Source organism: Pseudoalteromonas sp. SR41-8, assembly GCF_014163915.1.
Classification (GTDB): Bacteria; Pseudomonadota; Gammaproteobacteria; order Enterobacterales; family Alteromonadaceae; genus Pseudoalteromonas; species Pseudoalteromonas rhizosphaerae.
The window spans coordinates 1-3,730 of the sequence record NZ_JACJEE010000063.1 but is presented as its reverse complement, the minus strand read 5'-3'; the positions used below and the strand labels follow the sequence as shown (position 1 = coordinate 3,730).

Annotated in this window: 3 protein-coding genes; all 3 read left to right on the top strand. The window is 33.5% G+C overall.

Going from position 1 to position 3,730, the window contains the following annotated elements; genetic code table 11:
* Nucleotides 1–47 precede the first annotated feature (47 nt).
* From wecC to H5162_RS20905, 3 genes are read left to right on the top strand one after another with little or no spacing between them, the layout of a single operon-like run.
* Nucleotides 48–1,319 carry a UDP-N-acetyl-D-mannosamine dehydrogenase gene (gene wecC, locus H5162_RS20915; RefSeq protein WP_182779426.1) on the top strand — a complete coding sequence of 424 codons (1,272 nt, stop codon included), beginning with the start codon at nt 48–50 and terminating at the stop codon, nt 1,317–1,319.
* Nucleotides 1,316–2,551 carry an oligosaccharide flippase family protein gene (locus H5162_RS20910; protein WP_182779425.1) on the top strand — a complete coding sequence of 412 codons (1,236 nt, stop codon included), beginning with the start codon at nt 1,316–1,318 and terminating at the stop codon, nt 2,549–2,551. The genes wecC and H5162_RS20910 overlap by 4 nt, the downstream gene beginning before the upstream one ends.
* A complete protein-coding gene (locus H5162_RS20905; RefSeq protein ID WP_182779424.1) occupies nt 2,517–3,563 on the top strand; it encodes a hypothetical protein in 1,047 nt (348 codons plus the stop codon). Before H5162_RS20910 ends, H5162_RS20905 begins: the two co-directional genes overlap by 35 nt.
* The last annotated feature ends 167 nt before the right edge of the window (nt 3,564–3,730 follow it).

The window sequence follows — 3,730 nt, the reverse complement described above, 5'->3', positions numbered from 1 at the left end:
CTAGAACCTAGAACCTAGAACCTAGAATCTATTTAAAAAGGATTATCATGTCATTTAATACAATTTCAGTCATCGGCTTAGGTTATATTGGCTTACCAACTGCAGCAATGTTTGCATCACGCAAAAAAAACGTAATTGGTGTTGATGTAAATCAACATGCGGTAGATACAATTAACCGGGGTGAAATACATATAGTAGAACCAGACCTAGACATGATCGTGCATGCAGCAGTGACAGAAGGTTACTTAAAAGCAGTGACTTCACCAGAGCCTGCTGATGCATTTTTGATTGCAGTACCTACACCATTCAAGAACAATGACTCTACAATACCAGAGCCAGATTTAAGCTACATTAAAAAAGCCAGCGAAGCTATTGCATCTGTACTTAAAAAAGGTGACTTAGTAATACTAGAATCTACCTCACCCGTTGGCGCTACAGAACAAATGGCTGAGTGGTTAGCTGCAGCACGCCCTGATTTATCATTCCCACAAATTATGGGTGAAAGTGCTGATGTGAATGTAGCACATTGCCCAGAGCGAGTATTGCCAGGTCATGTAGTACGTGAATTAGTTGAAAATGACCGCGTAATTGGTGGTATGACAGCTAAATGCTCGGCACGTGCAGTAGAGCTTTATAAAACATTTGTACAAGGTGAATGTGTAATTACCAATGCGCGCACTGCTGAAATGGCTAAACTTACTGAAAACTCATGTCGTGATGTGCAAATCGCCTTCGCTAATGAATTATCAATCATTTGTGATAGGTTAGATATTGATGTATGGGAGCTTATATCACTGGCTAACCGTCATCCGCGTATAAATATTTTACAACCTGGCCCTGGTGTCGGTGGTCATTGTATTGCAGTAGACCCATGGTTTATTGTTAGCAAAACACCAGAAGAAGCACAATTAATACATACCGCACGTAAAGTGAACGATGCAAAGCCACAGTGGGTAATTAACAAAGTTAAATTAGCAATTGCAGATTTTCTACAAGCAAATCCAACTAAAACTGTAAAAGATGTCACTATTTCTTGTTATGGCCTAGCATTTAAACCTGATATAGATGATCTGCGTGAAAGCCCCTCATTTAATATTTTTAGCTCTATCTCCCAAGAAGTAAAAATTAAAATTCTCGTAGTAGAGCCAAATATTACTGTTTTGCCTAAGAATGTAACTAATGCTACTTTGGTTGACTTATCAACTGCAAAAGCTAATGCAGATATACACCTAATGCTAGTTGATCATAAAGAGTTTTTGAATACTAAAAGGCCATTAGGTTATGTTATTGACTGCAAAAATGTTTGGTCTACAAGGTGAATATAGATACAAAAAAGTTTTTTAGGTCTGTTGCTGTACTTGTTAGTGGGACAGGGCTGGCCCATATTATTAATTTAGCTTTTTTACCTGTGTTAGCAAAATTTTATTCTGCGAGTGATTTTTCAATTTTCGCTGTTTTTTCTTCTATTGTAGCTATTCTATCGAGTGTTGCATGTTTGCGTTATGATATGTCTATTGCAGTACCAAAAAGTAGAGTTGAATATGAATGCCTATATAAGCTTTCTCAACTAATAGCTGCAACCACTTCAATTTTAGTGTTGCTAGTGGGGCTTATTATTTATAGTTTTGGGGATATAGCTTATATATATGTATTAACGGTTCCTCTTGCTATCTATTTAACAGCTATAATGAATGCATCTTTATTTTTAAGAGTTAAAGAGCAATCTTTTAAAAAAATCTCAAAAGTCAGATCTTTGCAATCTTTAATATCTAATTTTTTACAGTTAATATTGTTTTTTTCTGTATTTACAAAGTTTGGACTTTTAATAGGTTATATATTTAACCCTTTAGTAGGCGCTGGTCTCTTAAGAAAAAAAAATGTCAAAACAACTGTTCGAAAATTAAAGGCTGTTTTTTTTAAGCATATAAGGTTTCTAAAGTTTTCTGTACTAGAAACCTTATTGAATGTGGCCTCTATACATTTACCAATTATAATTATTGCACAATACGCTAGCGGTAATGTAGCAGGTTATCTATTTTTGGCTATTAAGTTTATGGGAGTACCGCTTCAGCTAATTGGTACTTCTATCTCACAAGTATATATCTCACACGCAAGTATTTATCGAGATGAGGGCCAGCTATATAAATATACAAAAAGTATAATTAGCAAGCTTTTGTTAATCGGGACATTTGTTGCTATTGTAGTGTTAGTGTTTGCCAAACCTTTTGTAAGCGTATTATTTGGAAAAGATTGGGTATTAGTCGCAGAATATATGCAATTTTTAACACCAATGTATTTTATGCAGTTCATTTCTTCTCCGGTATCTTTGGTATTGCAGATTACAAATAATCAGCTCTATGCGTTAGTTCTTCAATTTTTTGGTTTTATAATTCGCGTCGGTGGTGTTGTATCAATTGCCTTGTTAAATGTTGATTATATAATATGGGCATTTGTTGTAACTAGTACTGCTTTTTATTTAGTATACTTAATTTTGGTTTTTTACGTTGTATTAAAAAATGATAAAAAAAATATTGCTCGTAGCACCTGCTAACACATCATTTATGCCTTATCTTGACTACTATATAAGAATTTATGATAAACATAATATTAGATTTGATGTTATCTCATGGGATCGGTTATCAATAGACGATAACGCTGATGGGTACCAATATAAAGATGGGAAAAAAAAGCACGCAAGAAATCTACTCGATTATTTTCTATTTTCAAGGTTTGTTAAAAGTAAGTTTAAAGCTGAAAGGTACACCCGCGTAATTGTTTTCGGGTTGCCTACTTTAATATTTACTAGCGGTTTGTTAAAGTCGTTTAATTCTAAGGGCTATTTAATAGATATAAGAGATCATCATAAAGCTATTAATCTACCAATTGTTAAGAAAATACTGAAACAGGCTGGGTTGGTTGTTATATCTTCAGCTAGATTCTCAAGTTGGTTACCGTCGATAAAGTATGTAGTTAGTCATAATACAAACGAAATGCAAGCTCAAGGTTTTAAAGCTTTGGATGGAAAAATTATAATTTCTTGTATTGGTGCATTAAAAGACTTTGATGTTAATAAGCAACTAATTGACAAATTGAAAAATTTAGATTGGTGTGAATTACAATTTAATGGTGAAGGAGTCATTAATTCTCAACTTGAAGAGTATGTTAAAGCTGTAAGTGCAAAAAATGTTGTAATCACAGGTCGCTACATTAAAAAGCAAGAGTTTGAAATCTACTCAAAAGCAACATTTATAAATATGCTCATGAGCGATACGTTGAACAATAATACATGTTTATCAAACAGGCTATATAACTCCGTGATATTTGGTGTACCGTTAATCGTTTATCAGGGTTCCTATATAGCTGAGATTGTAAAAGAGTATAATTTAGGTTTGGTTTTATCGAGAAGTAGTATAGGTGCAGCTGAGTTTAAGCTGCTTTTAGCATGTTTTGACTTCGAATCATATGAATCAGGTCGGCGTAAATTTATTAATTTTGTCAATGAACAAAACTTGGAGTTTGAAGAACGATTAGTAGATTTTTCGGTAGGTCAAAATGGACGTTAATAAACAAAATAATATAACATTCGACAAGATTTGCACTGTAATTGTTGTACTTTCCCCAGTCTTTCTACAGTATATAGTTTTTACGGATTTTTTGATATTATCAGAGTTTTTTTTGTTATTAGTTTTATGTACAGCCTTTTTAAAGTCAAAAGTAATCTATGTTAGTA